10 protein-coding genes and 3 pseudogenes are annotated in these 19515 nt (G+C 45.7%); 6 read left to right on the top strand and 7 right to left on the bottom strand.

Annotated features, from left to right (window positions below):
* Window positions 1–624 precede the first annotated feature (624 nt).
* Window positions 625–3270, top strand: a complete 2646-nt coding sequence (locus EWV60_RS11480) for a cation-translocating P-type ATPase (protein ID WP_287232347.1) — start codon at window positions 625–627, stop codon at window positions 3268–3270.
* A gap of 219 nt (window positions 3271–3489) precedes the next feature.
* Here EWV60_RS11480 and hemB read toward each other — a convergent pair whose 3' ends face one another.
* The gene (gene hemB / locus EWV60_RS11475) at window positions 3490–4476 is read right to left on the bottom strand and encodes a porphobilinogen synthase (RefSeq protein ID WP_002752178.1); all 987 of its coding nucleotides are present in this window, start codon (window positions 4474–4476) and stop codon (window positions 3490–3492) included.
* A gap of 511 nt (window positions 4477–4987) precedes the next feature.
* Here hemB and EWV60_RS11470 point away from each other — a divergent pair.
* Together EWV60_RS11470 and EWV60_RS11465 are read left to right on the top strand one after the other, a co-directional pair.
* Window positions 4988–5353: a phasin family protein gene (locus EWV60_RS11470; protein ID WP_002777874.1), complete on the top strand. Its 366-nt coding sequence runs from the start codon at window positions 4988–4990 to the stop codon at window positions 5351–5353.
* A 59-nt stretch (window positions 5354–5412) separates the two neighbouring features.
* Window positions 5413–5793 carry a hypothetical protein gene (locus EWV60_RS11465; RefSeq protein ID WP_002752180.1) on the top strand — a complete coding sequence of 127 codons (381 nt, stop codon included), beginning with the start codon at window positions 5413–5415 and terminating at the stop codon, window positions 5791–5793.
* Between the two features lie 178 nt (window positions 5794–5971).
* On the opposite strand, the pseudogene EWV60_RS11460 reads toward EWV60_RS11465, so the two are convergent.
* From EWV60_RS11460 to EWV60_RS11450, 3 genes and pseudogenes are all read right to left on the bottom strand, one after another.
* Window positions 5972–6061 (bottom strand): annotated as a pseudogene (locus tag EWV60_RS11460) (IS982 family transposase); the annotation flags it as partial.
* Window positions 6062–6195: 134 nt separating this feature from the next.
* Window positions 6196–8985 (bottom strand): beta strand repeat-containing protein, encoded by a 2790-nt coding sequence (locus EWV60_RS11455; protein ID WP_287232344.1) that lies wholly within the window; start codon window positions 8983–8985, stop codon window positions 6196–6198.
* Window positions 8986–9313: 328 nt separating this feature from the next.
* Entirely contained in the window at window positions 9314–9463 is a 150-nt protein-coding gene (locus EWV60_RS11450) for a hypothetical protein (RefSeq protein WP_002752187.1), read from the bottom strand.
* A gap of 319 nt (window positions 9464–9782) precedes the next feature.
* On the opposite strand from EWV60_RS11450, the gene EWV60_RS11445 reads away from it, so the two are divergent.
* Window positions 9783–9905 (top strand): hypothetical protein, encoded by a 123-nt coding sequence (locus EWV60_RS11445; protein ID WP_002738230.1) that lies wholly within the window; start codon window positions 9783–9785, stop codon window positions 9903–9905.
* Window positions 9906–10075: 170 nt separating this feature from the next.
* Here the strand turns inward: EWV60_RS11445 and EWV60_RS11440 are convergent, their stop codons facing one another.
* The 3 genes and pseudogenes from EWV60_RS11440 to EWV60_RS11430 all read right to left on the bottom strand — a co-directional run.
* Window positions 10076–12796 carry a valine--tRNA ligase gene (locus EWV60_RS11440; RefSeq protein ID WP_287232342.1) on the bottom strand — a complete coding sequence of 907 codons (2721 nt, stop codon included), beginning with the start codon at window positions 12794–12796 and terminating at the stop codon, window positions 10076–10078.
* A 495-nt stretch (window positions 12797–13291) separates the two neighbouring features.
* Window positions 13292–13782, bottom strand: a pseudogene (locus EWV60_RS23395) (hypothetical protein); the annotation flags it as partial.
* 28 nt (window positions 13783–13810) lie between these two features.
* Window positions 13811–13951, bottom strand: a pseudogene (locus EWV60_RS11430) (transposase); the annotation flags it as partial.
* Window positions 13952–14686: 735 nt separating this feature from the next.
* Between EWV60_RS11430 and EWV60_RS11425 the strand changes: the two are divergent.
* Window positions 14687–16396 (top strand): diaminopimelate decarboxylase family protein, encoded by a 1710-nt coding sequence (locus tag EWV60_RS11425; protein WP_287232340.1) that lies wholly within the window; start codon window positions 14687–14689, stop codon window positions 16394–16396.
* Window positions 16397–17082: 686 nt separating this feature from the next.
* The gene (locus EWV60_RS11420) at window positions 17083–18894 is read left to right on the top strand and encodes a proline--tRNA ligase (RefSeq protein ID WP_287232338.1); all 1812 of its coding nucleotides are present in this window, start codon (window positions 17083–17085) and stop codon (window positions 18892–18894) included.
* Window positions 18895–19515 lie beyond the last annotated feature (621 nt).

Here is a 19515-nt window from a genome sequence, read left to right as displayed (position 1 = left end):
GGTACTTAGTAAAAGGATTGGGGGAGATTCAGCTAATCTAAGGATAGGCGGTTAAGATGCGTCTTAGCTTATAACCTAATTTGGTCTTGACGACCGGCCAAGCTCTTGACTATCTAAGTAGGTAGGCGTTAAAAGTTGTCAGATGCCCCCCTTATTAAGGGGGGATTAAAGGGGGGACTAAGGGGGGATCGGCACACCCCTTATCAAGGGGGCTATCCATTAGTCAGATCTTTCTTAACATTTCAAACCCTTGTAGCACAAGGCTTTCAAGACTCGGTTAACAATTTGTAATATTCCTTGTTGACACCCTTACTGACAACGAAAAAACTGAAATCAAGTCAGGATAAGGGTTGGAGTGCTTACTGCAAAAATTGTTAAGAAAGATCCCTATAATGGGTAGATCAAGGGGGGCAGGGGGGATCGAACCTAAAATCCATTTTTAATTTAATTATAACCAGCTACTTAAATTAGCCGTTAAGACTGCACCGGAGTGTCAGAGTTGGGAGCAGGGAGAGGAAGTTTGAGCATTTGTACTAAAATTGTTAATACGCAGTTTAAATTCAGTACAGCTTACCCACTCTCTGTGTGCGAGAATAGCCTGTGTGAAAAACCTAGGTAATTGTTATGGTTGCACCTATACAAAATAGACAGTTTAACGGGTTGTCTAGCCAAGAAGCTAGTGAGCGCTTGAAACAGCACGGCTACAACGAACTCCCCTCAACTCAGCATCGTACTTTTTTAACCATCGCCCTAGACATTATCCAAGAGCCGATTTTCCTGCTCCTAATTGCCTGTGGTGTCATCTACCTCTTTTTGGGTGATGCACAAGAAGCTCTAATTTTACTGGGGTTTGTCTTTTTTATTATTGGCATCAATCTTTACCAGGAGCAAAAAACGGAACGTTCTCTAGAAGCACTGCGGGACTTATCCAGTCCGCGGGCCTTGGTGATTCGAGATGGGGAACGGCAGCGGATTGCCGGCCGAGAAGTGGTACAGGGCGATCTGATCGTGGTGGAGGAAGGCGATCGCGTTCCTGCGGATGCGATTTTGCTGTGGTCCACTCACTTGACGATTGATGAATCGCTGTTAACCGGAGAGTCTGTTCCGGTCAGGAAACGCACCATCCAGACGGCAGAAGACCCGAAGCAGCTTTCAGCCACCTTGAGACCGGGTGGAGACGACTTACCCACTGTCTATTCTGGCACTCTGGCGGTACAAGGGCAGGGCATTGCCCAGGTGCAAGCAACGGGCATACATACTGAAATGGGAAAAATTGGCAAAGCTCTGCAAACGGTTGAACCGGAAGACACGGTCTTACAAAAAGAAACCCGTCGCATTGTCGGTAAATTGACGATGATCGCGCTGGCCATTTGTGCGGCGGTGGTCGTGATTTATGGATTAACCCGGGCCGATTGGTTGCATGGCTTTTTGGCAGGATTAGCCCTAGCGATGGCAATTTTGCCCAATGAAATTCCGGTGGTGCTGGCCATCTTTCTGGCTCTGGGAGCGTGGCGATTCTCGCAAAAACAGGTACTAACCCGTCGCATTCCAGTGGTTGAAACCCTGGGTTCTGTCACCGTTCTTTGTGTCGATAAGACTGGAACCCTGACATTGAACCAAATGGCCGTCAAACAATTGTTGGTTTACAGCGGCTCCAATGCTTATCTGTACGATGTGACGCTCCACGAGCGCGAACCCTTGCCCGAAGTCCTTCATCCCCTGATCGAGTTTGGCATTCTAGCGAGTCGCAAAGATCCCTTTGACCCGATGGAGAAAGCGTTGCAGCAAATTGGTTGGGATTACCTAGCCAAGACTGAACACCTGCATAGCGATTGGCAACTACTGCGCGAATATCCCCTGTCCACCGATCTCTTGGCCATGTCCTGTGTCTGGGAATCCCTGACGGGGGAGCTTACCGTTGCGGCAAAAGGGGCCCCAGAAGCGATCGCTGATCTCTGCCATTTCAGCCCGATTCAACAACAGGAGCTTGTCGAACAGATCCAGGCAATGGCCGGAGAGGGTTTGCGAGTTCTGGGAGTCGCCCAAGGACGCAAAATGGGAACATTACCCAAAACTCACGCTCTTGAGTCATCCGGGCCTCTAGCCTACTTAGAATCTGACGATCGCTTACCTGTGCAACAACACGACTTTGAGTTTGAATTTGTGGGACTGATCGGACTGGAAGACCCCGTGCGTCCTACTGTGGCACCTGCGATCGCTGAATGCTATGGTGCGGGAATTCGCGTTGTCATGATTACGGGTGATTATCCGGTAACAGCCCAGAACATTGCCCGTCAGATTGGACTCAGGCCTTTAGACAAGGTGATCACCGGTAGGGAACTGGAGCAAATGGGTGAGTCGGAACTGCGCGATCGCATTCAAAGCACCAACATCTTTGCCCGTGTCGTCCCCGAACAAAAACTATTGATTGTCAATGCACTGAAACGCTCCGGGGAAATTGTGGCCATGACTGGTGATGGTGTCAACGATGCCCCGGCCCTCAAGTCTGCTCATATCGGCATTGCCATGGGTGAACGAGGTACGGATGTAGCGCGCGAGTCTGCCGATTTGGTCCTGTTGAAAGATGATTTTTCATCCATCGTCGAATCGGTCAAACTGGGCAGACGTATCTTTGACAACCTGAAAAAGGGGATGGCCTATACCTTGGCCGTTCACGTTCCGATCGCGGGTATGTCGTTGATTCCAGTCATCTTTGGCTGGCCTTTGGTGCTACTCCCGATCCACATTGCCTTTCTGCACTTAATTATCGATCCGGCCTGCACGGTTGTGTTTGAAGCTGAACCGGCAGAAAGCGATATTATGCGTCGCCCCCCCCGTAATCCCAAAGAACCCTTGTTCAGTCGTCGGACGTTGCGATTAGCCTTGCTTCAAGGAACCAGCGTTTTAGTGGTACTGGTTATTGTATTTGCGATCGCCTATAGCAACGGCAATAGTGAATTTAATGCTCGTGCCTTAGCATTTACGACATTGATTATCTCTAACCTGGCTATGATTCTCACCAATCGTTCCTGGTCCCGAACGATTCCAGAAATGCTCCAAGCTCCTAATCAGGCTTTGTGGTGGGTGATCGGCGGTGGACTGCTGTTTTTGGGATTAGTTCTCTATGTTCCCTTGTTACGACACCTGTTCGGCTTTTCATTTCTACATACTGATGATTTGCTGGTCAGCTTAGTTTCTGGAGTTGTCAGTATTTTCTGGTTTGAAGGACTAAAACTGTGGAACCGTCGGCACTTGAACATCCAAAAATAAAAGGCATCATATAGCGTTTTTCAGTCGGCTGAGGTACAAAAGTTATGGGTTTTAGGCAAAAGGCGAAAGGGAAGAAAAATAGGTGTACCTCACTAGCTTAGGAAACGCTATAGATTCCACGATCGGTTAACAAATTGTTGCAGCAGTGCGCTATGTAGTTGCTTGAATGAATTGTGCCTACCTACTCAATAATCGGCATGGTGGGTTCAATCATCAAGTTTAACCCTCTGCTAACCAGCGCACGGCATCCTTAGCGTGGTAGGTTAAGATAATATCGGCACCCGCCCGTTTAAAGCTGGTTAAAGTCTCTAAAGTCACCCGTTTTTCGTCAATCCAGCCATTTAACGCCGCCGCTTTAATCATTGAATATTCCCCCGACACATTGTAGGCAGCCACGGGTAAATTAGTCATTTCCTTGATTCTCCAGATAATATCCATGTAAGATAGGGCAGGTTTTACCATTAACATATCTGCTCCCTCTAATAGGTCTAATTCCACCTCTTTTAAGGCTTCCCTGGCATTACCCGGATCCATTTGGTAGGTTCTGCGATCGCCGAATTGGGGGGTAGAATCAGCCGCATCCCGAAACGGCCCATAATAGGCAGAGGCATATTTAGCCGTATAGGAAAGAATCGGCGTATCACTATAACCCGCCTCATCCAATCCTTGACGAATTGCCTGCACAAAACCATCCATCATTCCCGACGGTGCAATGATATCCACTCCCGCTTTTACCTGAGAAACGGCGGTTTTTTGCAATAATTCCAGAGTGGGATCATTTAACACCCTGCCGGTTAAATCTCCCGTTTGCAGATAACCACAATGACCATGGTTGGTATATTCACACAAACAAGTATCGGCGACAATGAGTAGATCGGGAACTGCCTCTTTAATTGCTGTGGCCGCTTTTTGGACAATACCATGATCGTGCCATGCTCCCGTCGCCTCTGTGTCTTTACTTTCTGGCAGCCCGAATAAAATAATCGCTGGAATTCCTAAATCCCGCACTTCCTTGGCTTCGTCAACAATTTTATCGATTGATAATTGGTACACTCCCGGCATCGATTTGACTTCCCGGGCAATACCTTCCCCCGTCGTAGCGAAAAGGGGATAGATAAAGTCATTGGCTGTCAAGACGGTTTCACTCACCAGACGGCGCATTTGAGGGGTTTGACGCAGACGACGGGGGCGATGAATAGGAAACATAGTTTTTTGTGATTAAATCGGGAATCTTGTCTCGATTCTTTAGTTTAAATCTTTGCTGAGGATGAACACAAATCGATTCAGCCGGCAGCTGGCTGCCGGCAGCTATCCGCAATATTTAGTTATTTTGAGCTTAATCAAACTATTTAGATCATTTTTGACCTAATGAGGCTTTATCGTCGTTTTGAGGGCGAAAAACCAGCAATTTGACTAAAATTTAATCTTTATAGCGATCACTTTTGCTGTTGCCACCACCTCATCTCTTTACAAAACTTTACCTCATCAGTGATCAGTTACCAGTTATCAGTTACCAGTTATCAGATGTGAGTTTTCAGTTCACTGATGGCTCTCTTGGATATTGGCTGAAAAATGTTCATGGTGTTACATTAGCGGCGCAAGCGTTCACTGATTACTGATTACTGTTCACTGTTCACTGACTCCCAAAACCCATCTCCATTTGGGAGAAGGATCGTTTATTCTAGGAAGTAAGAGCGATCGATTCAGGATTTTTGCTATGGCCAACTTAGGTGATTTAGTCAAAAAAGCAGTTTATTTGGGCGTAGGCATTGCTACTTATGCCGCCGAAAAAGCTGAAGTAAATTTACAAGAATTAAGAAATCAAGCCCAAAAATTAGCCGATGAAATGATTTCTCGCGGCGAAATAAACGCAGAAGAAGCGAGGAAATACGTCGATGAGTTGGTGAAACAGGCACAACAGCAACCGGTGACAGCTAACGAATCTAATATTCCCCATGAACCCCGACGGATAGAAATTATTGAAGATGAGGAGGACACCAAAGCAGCTGATCCCAAAGTAGATGAATTGCGGCAAAAGGTGGAACGTCTTCAGGAGGAATTACGGAAACTGCAACAGGATTAAAACCTAGATTTTAGGGATAAATAACTAATTATTACCAGACAAGGGATGCAAGTATAAACATGGACGATTGGCAGAAGGATTTTTGGGAAGTGATCGAAACTGTGGCACTGGGAATTGAAAATTTTTTCCAAGAAGTGACCCAAGCTATTGAAGAAATCAATGAGGAAATTATCATCGATCTGGAACAGTTTATTCAAGAGGTTTTACCCCAGGAATTAGAAGAATTTTTTAACCTCGATGAATCCCTATTTTCGGAATTAGACGAACCCTCGGATTTTACCCTCACTCCTAAGGTTAACCCCGATCCTAACACCCATGCTGCTTGTATCGGTTGCCGTAATTATCACGGTTATATCTACGGAGGCAATCTTCTCGTCTGCGGTTTCCATCCCTACGGTTGGGATAGTGATAGTTGTCCCGATTGGCAAGCAGAGGATTAATTATTTTCCTATAAAATCAGGTAGGGTTATTATCCCTACCCATAACTTTTATCTCAAAGCAGTTAGGGACTTGCGCTTTGATAATTTACCATCTGGCTGGTCTGGTTCTTCTACAGAGCGATTTTCTAGCTGGGATATTATTCCTACGCAAGTCCCTTATCGTTGTTGTGGTCAAAAAAAGGTATCCTTTGTCCCCAATCAGTAATCCTTGAATCGAGCCAATGACATCCCAGAGAGCTTCTCGTTCCGAGCCATTCGCGGGAGTCAGTCCCGATGAAAAAATTTTCACCACCAGAGATGAAAGAGGTTTCCTTCCCTACACCCGTTCAGACCTCGGCGTGAGCTTTTGTCGAACGCAAAAGCTCACGGCCGAAGCCCACACCCCACACCCTACACCCTCTTTCAAGTAAAGATGAAGTCACTAGCAGTTAACGTGCCCGCAAATCCTACAAGGGTAATCTGACCGAAGCCTGGAGTAGAAGGACTCGTAATGATGTCGTTACCAGCACCAGGGCCGACAGTAATCGTCAAAGCCCCGATGCCGCCGAGACCAAAGGCAGACAAGTCAATCTTGTCAGCACCACCCCCACTGAAGTCAGTGATGACATCGTTACCGAAACCACTTGCGAAGCGGAACGTGTCATTGCCGATCCCCCCAGTTAGGGAGTCATTGCCGAGGCCGCCAACCAGAGTGTCATTGTCGGGACCACCGTTCAGGATATCATTCTGTGTACCACCGTTCAGGATGTCATTGCCGGCATCGCCATTATAGGTGCGAGCCGAGGCGTTGGTGGCAGTAATGGTGTCGTTCCCGCCTTGTCCGAAGACGCTGCCAGAGAGCAAGGTTGTGGCGCTGAAGTCGAGGATGTTGTCGCTGGCGTTGCCATCGATGTTTCGGTTGGAACCACCCGCATCCAGGTTGACCCGCTCGATGCCGTTGGTGGCCAAGAATTGATTCAGCACCAGATTGCCCTGGCCGCCATCTGTGGTTCGCTGCAAGGTGTCGATACCTGACCCGCCTTGCAGGGTGTCAAACTCAGCCTCGTTCAGGTTGGCGAGGAAGGTATCGTCGCCAATGCCGCCAATCAGACTGTCAACACCCGCACCCCCCTTGATGGTGTCGTTCCCGCCGCCACCGGAGATGGAGTCATTGTCGGCACCACCATTCAGGGTGTCATTCTGTGTACCACCGTTCAGGGTGTCATTGCCGGCATCGCCATTATAGGTGCGAGCCGAGGCGTTGGTGGCAGTAATGCTGTCGTCTCCGCCTAAACCACTGACGCCGTTAGAGAGAAAGGTGGTGGCACTGAAATCAAGCACATTGCCATTCGCGTTGCCATCAATCCCGCGATTTGAGCCGCCCGCATCCAGGTTGACCCGCTCGATGCCGTTGGTGGCCAAGAATTGGTTCAGCACCAGATTGCCCTGGCCGCCGGTGGTGGTGCGTTGTAAAGTGTCTGTCCCCGACCCGCCTTGCAGGTTGTCAAACTCAGCCTCGCTCAGGTTGGCGAAGAAGGTATCGTCTCCCGCACCGCCAAATAGGCAGTCTTCATCCGCACCTCCGGTAATGGAGTCGTTTCCGGCAAGGCCAAACACCAAGTCTTGTCCATCACCAGCCTGAATCGTGTTGTTCGCTGCGGTGCCCACAATGAGGCTACTTTTCCCGGCTACATCCGTATAACTAGCCGTGGTCATCACCACCACATTGTTGATCGGGATCAAGCAATCGGTGATGTTGTAAACCTGGCCATCATCTAGCACGTTGGCTGTGGCCGACTCGAAGTTTTTAGCCTTGAACTGGAGGCTCGCGATATTGATGGTGCCTCCACTGGGCGCGAGGGTCTTACCCGTGGGAGCAGCAACGTAAGTGTTGAGCGACCCGATATCGCCGACACTGAAAGCCCCAAGCTGCAGGGGAGTCAACACCAGATTGATGGTGTCTTGTGGGGTGGAACCGCTACCGCCGCCGTCATAGACGGTGACTTGGCCGCTGTGGCTCGCCGCCGTCCAAACCGTGTCGGCACCGTCAGCCATGCTGACGCCGGTGACGTTCAGCACCTGGCCGATCAGGCTGAGGTTGACCACCTCGTTGGTGGCGTTGCTGCCGTTGATGGCCTGATTGTTGCCGTCCAGGGTCTCGATGCTGGAATAGGTGGCGGTGGTGCCGCTGCCCGACGGGCCGAATGAAGATATGCTCAGCGCACCAGCACCCGTGTTCCTGATCGTGTCGTTGCCGGTGCCGCCGATGATGGTGTCGCCGCCCACCTGTAAGCCAGCGATGTTGAAGGTGTCGTCGCCATCGCCCCCGTCCATGCTATCGGCACCGTCGCCGCCGGTGATGGTGTCATTGCCCGCGCCGGCATTGATGCTGTCGTTGCCGCTACCAGTGCTGATCGTATCGGCGAAGCTGCTGCCGACGACGATCTGGGTGCCGCCGCCGCCGTTGATGGTCACCCCGGCATCCGCGGTGGAGACGTTGACGTAGTCGGTGCCGCCGGTGGCATTAAAGGTGTTGATCGCGCCCACCCCGGTGGCGCTGCTGAACCCAGAGAGGTCGAAGATGTCGCTGCCGTTGTTGGTGCCGTTGATGGCAAAATTGTTGCCTTTGAAGGTCTCGATGCCCTGATAGGTCGCTCCGGCTGAGGTCGGCAGAGACCCGTTGATGAGGGAGTAGTTCGTCCCCGCGACGCCGAAGGAAAGGGAAGTGGACAGGGCGCCGGTGACGTTGATGGTGTCGCTGCCACTGGTGCCCGTGTCGTTGAAGGTGTCGCCGCCCAGCTGTAAGCCAGCGATGTTGTAGGTGTCGCTGCCATCGCCCCCATCCATGCTATCGGCACCGTCGCCGCCTATGAGAGTGTCATCGCCCGCGCCGGCACTGATGATGTCGTTGCCGCTACCGGTGCTGATCGTCTCGGCGAAGCCGCTGCCGGTAACGTTCTGGGTGCCGCCGCCGCCGTTGATGTTGATGCTGGTGAAGCTGACACCGGAGTTTGTGGTCAAGCCGGACAGATTGACGACGTCGGTGCCGCCGGTGGCGTCCAAGGTGTTGATCACCAGATCGGTGTCGGTGAATGGAGGTGACCCCCCAGGGGAGATGGTGAATCCCGACCCGGTGACCTTATAGCCGCCTGTGTCGTCGAGGACGTTGATCGTATTGCCGCTGTTGTTGCCATTGATGGTTCGCGTAGGCATAATCTTTTCTCCAAATTTGTTGTTTGCGTTGACGCGCCGGTGCCAGTCCTGAAAGCCAAATGGGGCCATCCAAAAAATGGTCTAAGCCCCCGATTGGGGTCAGACTCGACTGACCGATTGTGGACGTTACTTGGTATGGTTCGATAGGGGGGCATAAATCGACTAAATTCTTATCTGGCAAGAGATTTAATTGATTAGTTCGCTCCAGATCGCAAACAATTGACAAAAATTGCGGTAATGTCTTTTTCTATAAGGGTTTCATCCTTTATAACCCCCGTCCATTGCATAACACAAACCGAAGAGCAAAAATAATTTAGGATCGCTATAGTTAAGAATTACCCTTGGGAGCATGGTAAGGTTCAGAATCAAAAGGCTGCATCCCCACATCGGGATATTCATCATTGTTGGGACTAAAAATGCGAGCGAAAGCCTCTGTTAGGTACTGGACAAAATTGTGTAATGTATCCTTGATATTCATTGCTTTTCTCTCCGACTCTCGACAACAATCTCTTTTTCGGATCAGGTTGATTCACCCCTCCACCGCCATTATCTGGCCAGAATCTCATCAATTGTTGACTTTTGAGATAATTATTGAATAATCTTCATAAGACTTTATATTTTTTCTTGTTTATCTAAATCTTTATAATAATTCTTGTATTTTTGTAAAGGAAAAATTATTCAATCAAATCGCTGAACAAATATTTAATTGTTGTCCAGAAAGGACTGTATCCTTGTTGATCATCATTTTGATTGTTTATTTAGAAATGTGACAGAAAAAAATAAGGTTTTGGTCGTAGATGCAGCGAGTCAAGGTTAGCTTTATTGTTATTGAGCCGGAATTTGAAATTGCTAACTTAATTGACCCAGTGGTGCAGAAAACTCCTGAAAGACTTGCTGGACAAGGAGTCCGAGTTAGATAGGGAGTTAAGAGGAGCAAGTTTATGAGATGCTTAAGTTCCCCAAAGTCATCCCTAGGTTAGCCCCTCTCCTTTAACTTCAACTACTTGAACAACTAAGTCAATGGATTAAGGGATAATCTCGATCGCAGTAGCTTTGCTCTAGCCCACTGGACTTAGTTAGTACGAAGGCACTACTGCAGACGTTTTAAGCGTTCTTGGAGAATTTGGGCTTGTTTTTCGGACTCTGCTAAAGCTTGCTTCGTTTTTTGGATTAAAGCTTCTGGAGCTTTTTCGACAAAGCTAGGTTTATTCAGGCGATCGCTCAAACTCTTAATTTCCCCTTCTACTTTAGCTAAATTTTTCGCTAATTTCCCGGCCAATACCGATATATCAACCAATCCGGACAGGGGAATGAGGATTTCTACCGTAGCGACAACACCAGCGATCGCTTGATTGACTTCCTCGGTTAATTTGGCCGTCAAAATTAAGTTTTCGATCTTGGCCAAGTCTTTTAAGTACACTTGTCCGCGTTGCAAAATAGCTAATTCTTGGCTGTTTTCTGTCTGTAAAATTGCCGTGATCGTTGCTCCCGGTTTAATCCCCGCTTCGGCCCGCAAATTACGCAACACCCGAATACTTTCTATTAATAACTCAAAAGTATTTTCTAAGTCTAGATCGATCAGAGAACTATCGGCTATTGGATAGGTTTCTAAAGCCAAAACTTGCTGATTTTCTTGGGTTAAATGATGCCAAATTTCCTCGGTAATATGGGGCATAAAGGGATGTAATAATTTTAATGTTCCTGCCAAGATAAAAGCCAAAGTTTGCCGGGCCGTAGCACAGGAAACCGATTCTTTATCCTTCCATAAACGAGTTTTCACTAACTCGATATACCAATCACAGAAATCGCGCCAGATAAATTCGTATAGACCTTTTGCCGCTTCCCCCATGCCATAATTTTCTAGATAATCTCTAGTTTTTTGTACTGTTTGATGATAACGAGATAAAATCCAGCGATCGGCTAATTCTAAATTTTCTAAAGCTGGTTCTCCCAATTCTTCTGGAGTTTTTCCCTCCAGATTCATCATCACAAAACGGGAAGCATTCCAAATTTTATTGGCAAAATTTCGGGCAGCTTCTACGGATTCCGATTCATCGGTTTTACGGTTATATTGCAGACTGATATCCTGTCCTGCTCCTGCAACTTCTCGAATTAAGGTATATCGTAAAGCATCGGTTCCATATTTATCAATTAAAATTAGGGGATCGATGCCGTTATTGGCAGATTTAGACATCTTTTTGCCGTTTTCATCCCTAACTAAACCGTGAATATAGACATCTTTAAAAGGCATTTGTCGCGTAAAATAGCCCGCCATCATCGTCATTCTAGCCACCCAGAAAAAGATAATATCAAAACCGGTGACGAGGGTTGTGGTGGGATAATAGGTGTCTAGATCAAGGGTTTTTTCTGGCCATCCCATAGTCGAAAATGGCCACAATCCCGAGGAAAACCAAGTATCTAAAACATCGGGGTCTTGTTGAATAATTATATCCTCTCCATACTCTTGTTTGGCCTTGGCTAAAGCGGAGGTTTCATCCCAGGCAACAACGAAGGGAGTATGGTTAGTAATTTCGTTATTGGTTTCACTGATAATATACCAAGCGGGAATTTGATGACCCCACCATAGTTGTCGAGAAATACACCAATCTTTTAGTTTAACTAACCAATCGCGATAAACTTTTGTCCATCTTTCTGGCACAAAACGGGGCGAGTTTTCCTGATCTAAACAGGTTAAAGCTTTTGTGGCTAAAGGTTCGATTTTAACGAACCATTGGGTAGATAAAAGGGGTTCCACGGGAACTTTACCCCGATCGCTATAGGGGACGCTATGGCGATAGGCTTCAATCTTAACTAAAAAACCGTCTTCATCGAGTTTTTTAACGACATTTTTGCGGGCAACAAAACGATCTTGACCTGCGAATATTCCGGCATTTTCGTTTAAACTGCCGTCTAAATTCATGATATTAATAAAGGCTAAATTATGGCGTTTACCCATCTCAAAATCCTTGGGATCGTGGGCCGGCGTAACTTTGACGCAACCAGTACCGAATTGGGGATCCACTAATTCATCGGCAATAATCGGGATTTCTCGCCCCATTATCGGTAAAGTGACGGTTTTGCCGATTAAATGGCGATAACGGGGGTCTTGCGGGTTGACAGCGACACCAGTATCACCGAGCATGGTTTCGGGCCTTGTGGTGGCTACTTGAAGATAACCACTACCATCGCTGAGAGGATAGCGAAAATACCAGAGATTTCCCTCAATATCCTTGTTTTCCACCTCTAAATCGGAAACGGCCGACCGGGATTCCGGACACCAGTTAACTAAGTATTGACCGCGATAGATTAATCCGTCCTCATAGAGTTTGATAAAAGCAGTACGGACAGCATGGGAAAGTCCCTCATCCATGGTGAAACGTTCCCGCGTCCAATCGACGGATACCCCCAAGCGTCGCAGTTGATTAACAATGGTACTACCTGACTCCTCTTTCCATTGCCAAGCGCGTTCGAGGAATTTTTCCCTTCCTAGTTGATAACGGTCGGTTTTTTCGGCTTTTAATTGGCGATCGAGTATAGCTTGTACTGCAATACTAGCGTGATCTGTTCCGGGCAGCCAGAGGGTATTTTTGCCGGTCATGCGTTTGTAGCGAACAAGTGTATCAATCAAGGCACTCTCGAAAGCGTGACCCATGTGGAGACTACCGGTAACATTGGGAGGGGGGATAACTATACAGTAGGTTTCGCCGCCTTTTTCGGGGTTTGCTGTAAATATTTCTTGATTTTCCCAATATTGCTGCCATTTCGTTTCTGTGATCTTGGGATCGTATTGCTTCGATAGTTCCGAGGTCATGATGGGGGGATTCTACAATTCTTAGTTCTTTGTCAATTGTCCCACATTTGGGAGAGATCAAATTCCTGTTTAGTTGCTGGGTAAAAAATTTCAAGAGTCTTATTAAGATAGCTGTTATCTTTTCCTTGGGTAAACATAGCTAATTTCTGGTAATTCTTTTGCATTTCATCAGTATAATAATTGCTATAATCAATTGAGGGAGTCAATCAATGGGTAGGTAGGTATTAAAAACTTTCAGATGCCCCCTTATTAAGGTAGGGTTGATTCATTTAAATTAAGTACATCTGATTTTGAGTTAATAAATTTGACTGAAGATTCTCAAGTTTATCTTTCTCTAACTAAAAGAGTTAGTCACAACAATTAATCTTTAATCCTCTGCTAATATTTATTATGAATAGATTGATAAAGCTTGTTATCAAGCCACTAAAAGCCTATCTCTCTTGAAATTGTCTGAGAGTACATCCTGTTAATTTAGCTAATTTTTCTGCTTACTTCTTACGTCGATAAAACTATCAGTTTTTCCCAACGTTCAGCTAACCACCTTTGTCCCTCTGTTATTGAGAGAAAACCCAAACCTCTGAAAAGATTCAATCCTATAGTTGTGAGAATTGACCAATTGCTTGCCGCTTGAAAATCCCTGATCTGGCTTTTATCTTCCTCAAAAATTACATCTTTTACCCAATGTAACTGATTTTTTATTTTCCAATGTCCTCACTTCGACACATTTCGACACATTTCGACAAGCTCAATGTAAAAGCTCAATGTAAAAGCTCAATGTAAAAGCTCAGTGACCGCGAATAATTTTGGCAAATACTTGAGCGGATTCGGTTAGGCTACACTTCGACACATTTCGACAAGCTCAATGTAAAGGCTCAGTGACCGCTGATATAGTAAGCTGTTTCTTCATAAGTTTTATCCCCGCGACTACCCTTTCTTTCTACTTTAAGAAGTCTTCGCAGATTTTCAAACTCTTGTCTTTCATTTTTCTAGTTTTTCCGAACTTACCATGTAAAATCAACTAGCAAAATGCCAATTTAATAAATATCTAAGACTAAAGTTTTTAAAGTTTCTAAATCCACAGCCTCTCCTTTTAATCACATTCAGTTTATTGTTAATTCCTTCAACTGTTCTCAGGGTTGTTCGGTTATCAAAATGATGAGTATGAAATACAATTCAATTATCTTAAACAAAAATGCCAAGACTTAGCGATAAAATATCCAGACAAAAATTATTTATTTGATAATTATATTGAAAGACAAAGATATGAGTATAACAATTTAGAAAATATAATTACTTGTGCAACAATGGTAATTCAAAATAAATAATTTTGGACTAACATCGCCTTCCGTCTGACCCTGTTCCATAAGTTGATTGCAATGTCGAAGCCACTGCCTAGCAGTACGCCATCGCTAAGTGATTTTTCATATTACGTCAGAGCGTGGCGAAAAACTCGATGACCGGTTCGAGAGGGCGGGACTCGGCTAATGTAGAACGGGGGTGCTGAATCGTTTGTATTTTTTCAGGCTACCACCCCCTCCTTTTCTGATACCGAACTGAGGGTAATTATCGTCAAGCGTCAAAACATCTAGGCCTCTCCTTAATCCTAGTAATGTAAACTTTGATTATAGAGAAAGACTTCTAGCTCCGATCCGATGTTACATTAATAATTGAGGCTAAAAAAAAAGGTTCTTCCTTACTTGGTATGGTTCGATAGGGTGGCATAACGACGATAACAGCGATCAACCTGAACGCTCATATTTCCTAGAGTAGAGAACAAGGGAGTTAGGCAATTGCAGCTAGGGTTCAATGCTTCTCCAACCAGTCCCAAGTAGTGGGGGGAAATACCTGAGAATCGATAAACTGATCGCTGTTTGCGGGTGATGCTAGGCGTTGGACAAAAGCGAGATTATAGAAGGGATTATGGAAACTTGGACGCGATCAATTGACATCGAGGAGATAGCAAAACGCCATGGGTCTCCTCTCTACATACTGAACGTCGGTCAGCTTCGTCGGAACCTGTCCCACTTTGTGGAGCTTGTCGGCAGTCCATCTCAGGTTGCCTACCCGATCAAGGCTAATCCGTCGATGGCGATTCTGAATGAACTGGCATCCCTGGGATGCTCCGCAGACTGCTCTTCTAAATATGAAGTTGAGTTGGCCCTTTCTTGGGGATTCCCGTTGAATCGGATCACATACAACAGTCCGGCGCCCGACCACCAGCTAATGGTAGATCTCCTCGATGGAGGCTCAACAGTAGTTGCTGACTCCCAAGCTATATTAGATGACCTTCAACATAAGCTTTATGGCAAGGATTGGAGTGGGAGCTTGCTGGTTCGAGTTAACCCAGAAAAACCGGTGGAATATTTCCACAATACTGATTGGCAGGATCTGGTTTCTCACGCCTCGCCTAACAGTAAGTTTGGCATCCCATCCGAGGAATTGCCAGATGCTCTGGCCAGTTGCAAACTACCTATAGCTGGCTTGCATATCCATATTGGAACTCAGATGGATAATGTATCGGCATTTAATAATTCGGTTCAGTTTATTCATCATTTGAAAAACTTAATCGAAGCCAGCTCGAATCATTGCATGAGAAAACTAAATCTTGGCGGTGGGTTTGGCATTGACTTCCATGACGGGCAACAGTTTCCAACAATCCTAGAGTACACAGAAGCATTAAAGAAACACTTGTTACCCGGTATTGAGTACATAGTCGAGCCTGGACACGCACTGGTTGGTAATGCCGTCGCCTTGTTGACTCGTATCCGCGAGCTTAAGCAGATGCGGGGCAGACGTTGGGCTATTGTTGATGTTGGCTCCGACCAGCTAATCAAGGTGACTCTCCTCTCATGGAGCCACCAAATTATCGATCGCAATCATCGCACCCTGCCTACTCAAGGGGACGATGCTATTGGAGGGCCACTTTGTTTTGCTGGCGATATATTGCTACCATCGACCAATTTAGAAGGCCAGAGTCGTGGGGATCCATTGTTAATCCAACACGCAGGAGCATATTGCTATTCAGTAAGCAATCACTTTAATGGGTTTCACGGGCCCGGGCATATAACCATAGATGAAATGGGTCAAATAGAAACGGCTTACGCTGCTGAGGACGTATTTGCCGATCACAGTTTCTTGGGATTTTCCAGGCCGACGCACCCCCCTTCAGAAGTGCTAGATCATGAAATTGATCTCGATATCATTGAAAGACTAAGCAGTGACTATCTCAAGCAGGGAGAATCTTCAGATGGCTACGCATTTACCAGAGTCCAACTCATAGCGCCAAGAACTTTGCAGTTCATGGTGAAGGCGAAGAGTTCTTTAGGGGCGATATCAATCCCATTCGCCGTCCGCATCGCCTCGGATGCCACAATAATTTCAGCTTTGTATCTTGTCGGCAAACAGGCCAAAGATGTTTCAGTTTGGGGAACAAGAACATATTTGAAGTCAGACACGATAATTCGTACCAGCCAGCCATTGAGACTGGTTGTATATATAGCGCCCAAATCAAGCCTCCCTGTGGATAAGCATACTACTCACCTGTCTCACTGGGACCTCGGCAACGGGAAGTTTAAGGGATCGTTCCGATTCATCTTATAAAGTTCTTTTCGTTGCCTTGCTCACGATATTTACACAAGCACCTTGGCACTGTGTTTCTATGATGCCATCAACTTTTAGCTATCACCTTGAGGGTGGGAGCTTTTTCTTGCTTTAGGGGCAGTTTGTCTTTTTCCCTAGCGGTGATTGCTTCTTTGGTCTGTTGAGTTAGTTAATTCTTCTGCGCTTTCTTTGACTACTGTTGAGGTCACTGCTGCCATAATTTTTGAATAATAAGAGTTATGGTCGGTCAAGCGTCAAAACATCTAAGCTTTTCCTTGACCCTGGCAATGTAAACTTTAATTAAGAGAAAGACTTCTAGCTCCGATCCGATGTTATATTAATAATTGAGGCTAAAGAGAAAAGCCTCCCTGACAGATCAACTGGCAAGGTTATAAGGTCAAGTTCACAAAGGAGTAAACCCTGTTAAAGTTCCATTCTGTCTCGATAACGGCGATAACAGCGATCAACCTGAACGCTCATATTTCCTAGAGTAGAGAACAAGGGAGTTAGGCAATTGCAACCGAGGTTCAATGCTTCTCCAACCAGTCTCAAGTTATGAGGGGAAATACCTGAGAATCGGTAAACTGATCGCTGTTATTGTTTGTCAACACAAGTAATTGATAATTGCAGTCGCTCTCCTTTGATGAGATAATAGAAAGTCTTCTGTTCAAAAGGATATCGATAGGATGCGACTCTCTCAACAGCTTTTTGTCACCCTCCGGGAAGATCCAGCCGAGGCGGAAATCCCCAGTCATAAATGCTTAGTCCGTGCCGGTTACATTCGTCGTATCGGCAGCGGTATTTACGCCTATTTACCTCTGATGTGGCGGGTTTTGCAGAAAGTCTCCCAGATAGTCCGGGAAGAAATGAATAAAGCCGGCGCCCAAGAATGTTTACTTCCCCAACTGCAACCGGCGGAACTCTGGCAAGAATCGGGCCGTTGGGACACCTACACAAAAGCAGAAGGGATTATGTTTGCCCTGACGGACAGGCAAAACCGGGAGTTAGGATTAGGACCGACTCACGAAGAAGTAATTACTGCCGTCGCTCGTGATTTAATTCGTTCCTATCGACAATTACCGGTTAATTTATATCAGATTCAAACTAAATTTCGCGATGAAATTCGCCCTCGTTTTGGTTTAATGCGGGGGCGAGAATTTATTATGAAAGATGCCTATTCTTTCAATCTCGACGAGGAATGTTTAAAGAAAACCTATCAAGCGATGGATATAGCTTACCGCAATATTTTCCGCCGTTGTGGGTTAGCTTTTCGGGCAGTAGAAGCGGATTCTGGAGCGATTGGCGGTTCCGCATCCCAAGAATTTATGGTCTTAGCTGATGCTGGGGAAGATGAGGTTTTATTTACTGCCGATGAAAAGTATGCGGCTAATGTAGAAAAAGCCGTTTCTTTGCCAGCAGATAAAGTGGCTTCTCCCTTTAAAAAGTTTGCTAAAAAAGAGACTCCTAACACCAACACGATCGAAAGTTTAGCTAAATTTCTTGATTGTTCTGCCACTGCCATCGTCAAAAATGTTCTCTACGAAGTGCTTTATGATAGCGGCATAACTGTTTTAGTTTTACTGCATATTCGCGGCGATCAAGAGGTTAATGAAGTTAAACTACAAAATGAATTAGTTAGACAGGCGAGCTGTTACAATGCTAAAACAATTTTGGCTTTAAAAATACCCGATGCTGCCGCTCAACAGAAATGGGCAACTAAACCTTTACCTTTAGGTTATATTGCTCCCGACTTAGAAGATAATTTACTCAAAAAAGCCAGCGATATAGCTCCTAAGTTTTTACGCATAGCAGACAACACAGTGATAGACTTAGAAAACTTTATCACTGGTGCTAATGAAAGCGGATTTCATGTAGTGGGAGCCAATTGGGGTAAAGATTTTATCTTACCAGAATTAATCGTCGATCTACGCAAAGCCCGGGTAGGCGATCGAGCTATTCACGATCCTAATCAAACCTTGCAAAGTGCTAGAGGAATTGAAGTTGGTCATATCTTCCAATTGGGTTATAAATATTCTCAAGCTATGAATGCTTTTTATACTAATGAAGCGGGAGAATCTACCCCCATTTGTATGGGTTGTTATGGTATAGGAGTATCCCGTTTGGCCCAGGCAGCCGTAGAACAATCCTACGACAAAGATGGCATTATTTGGCCGGTAGCTATTGCCCCCTATCAAGCGATTGTGGTTATTCCTAATTTAGCCGATGCCGAGCAGGTAAAAACCGCCGAAAGTTTATACAATGAGTTAAATCAAGCCGGCATTGAAACCCTGTTGGATGACCGGAATGAACGTGCGGGAGTTAAGTTCAAAGATGCGGATTTAATTGGGATTCCCTATCGCATTGTCACGGGTAAATCTCTCAAATCGGGTAAGGTGGAATTAGTCGAAAGAGCCGGTAAAAAAGCGTCAGAAGTAGCAATTAATGAGGTGGTTTCCTATTTAAAAACTGCTATTTCAAAGGTAAATGCTTCTGATTAAGTGATTAAATATACAGATAATTTTCTTTGTTTATGTATTTGATGAGCGAATATGAGTCGGGGTACCTCCTGTCATAGCAATAATTTTTCCAGCGTTGCTGATTTGAGATATAAATCTTCTTTTGTGGGATTTTTAAAACCTAGACCCAAACTGGGGTAAGGGCATCTCAAAGGCTATTGACAATTGGTCAATTTTGTGATTTGCGTGGGCATTTCAAGTGATACCAGTCAATCAGAATAGTTACGAACTCGACCTATTTGGTCGATTGTTGCTTAACAATTGAGATGGCAAATTCTACTCAAATATGCCTGAATTGTCGTCTGGGTAGGCAACTCACATAAAGTTCATCTTGTCAAGGATTGTTAAGATGCGCTTACCCAGGGACACTAATATGCCATAGAGTTTTTTCTCTCTGATTTGGTCTATTACTATTTTACTGAATTTTGCCGATTCATGAAGAAAAAAGTGTTGCTGCCTTTGGGCAAGATAGAGCGATTACATTTAAATTTTTAATAAGGTCGAGGTTGAAAATTATCGGGAATATCTAATTCAAATACTTGGTCATGAATCCGAGCCACATAAAACCCTTCTTGCAGAATTTTTTCGCGTAATTCTGGAGAT

Origin of the sequence: Microcystis sp. Msp_OC_L_20101000_S702, from assembly GCF_007095705.1 — a bacterium.
Classification (GTDB): domain Bacteria; phylum Cyanobacteriota; class Cyanobacteriia; order Cyanobacteriales; family Microcystaceae; genus Microcystis; species Microcystis ichthyoblabe_A.
Note: the sequence above shows the minus strand (reverse complement) of the source record. Positions and strands in the feature narration are given on the sequence as shown.